This window comes from Sulfitobacter sp. HI0129 (genome assembly GCF_001635395.1).
Lineage (GTDB): Bacteria > Pseudomonadota > Alphaproteobacteria > Rhodobacterales > Rhodobacteraceae > Sulfitobacter.
This window is the reverse complement of record NZ_LWGH01000679.1, coordinates 1-889: the sequence shown is the minus strand read 5'-3', so window position 1 is coordinate 889 and position 889 is coordinate 1. Positions and strand designations below refer to the sequence as shown.

The following is an 889-nucleotide window of genomic DNA, read 5'->3' as shown; positions in this document are numbered from 1 at the left end:
AACCTCGGGCACCACCAATATCGGCTATGAGGAGCGGCGCTCGCTCAACCTCGCCGCGAAGCAATCCATCGCCCGCGCCTGTGCTGCCCGTGTGCCCAACGGCATATCGCTCTTTCTCAACATCGGCACTTCGACCGAGGCCGTGGCGCAGGAATTGCTGCACCACGAGAACCTGCTCGTCGTCACCAACAACATGAATGTCGCCAATATCCTCGTGGCCAACCCCTCATGCGAGATCGTCGTGACGGGGGGGCAGCTGCGCCGTTCCGACGGCGGCCTCATTGGAACGCTGGCCGCGGAAACCATCCGCAAATTCAAGTTCGACATCGCGATCATCGGCTGTTCGGCCCTGGATACGGAAGGCGACCTGCTCGATTTCGACATTCAGGAAGTCACGGTCAGCCAGACGATCCTGCGCCAGTCCCGCAAGACGTTCCTTGTCTCAGACCACACGAAGTTCGCCCGCACCGCCCCGGCGCGCATCGCCTCGCTCGCGGATGTGGATGTCTTCTTCACCGACAGCCCCCTCCCGCGGGAACTCGTGCAGTCCTGCCGTGACTGGGGCACAGAGGTCAGCATCGCCGAGGATTAAGGGCGGCGCGGCGAACCTTTTGGCGACCCGCGCAGGACGGCGCGAATTTGGCCCGCCACTCCGCAGGGGCCTAAGTTCCGTTCGCCCAATCAGATCCACTGTCTCAAACGTGAAGGAACAGCGCCAAGGTGCTCGCGTTGGCCCGTATCGTTGCCAAATATTTAACCAGTTAAAGGGAGAACCAGTATGCAATCCGATTTCCTACCGATCCTCCGCGCGACCGCCGCCGGTGCGGCGGCCCTTCTCGGCGCGACTACCTTGTCTGCGCAGCAGAATGAGGACCCCGGCGCGATGAGC

At 62.4% G+C, this 889-nt stretch carries 1 protein-coding gene; it reads left to right on the top strand.

The features are described from left to right. Positions 1-592, top strand: a 592-nt coding sequence (locus A3764_RS17235; RefSeq protein ID WP_067951825.1) for a DeoR/GlpR family DNA-binding transcription regulator, incomplete at its 5' end; no start/stop codon positions are given. Between the last annotated feature and the right edge of the window lie 297 nt (positions 593-889).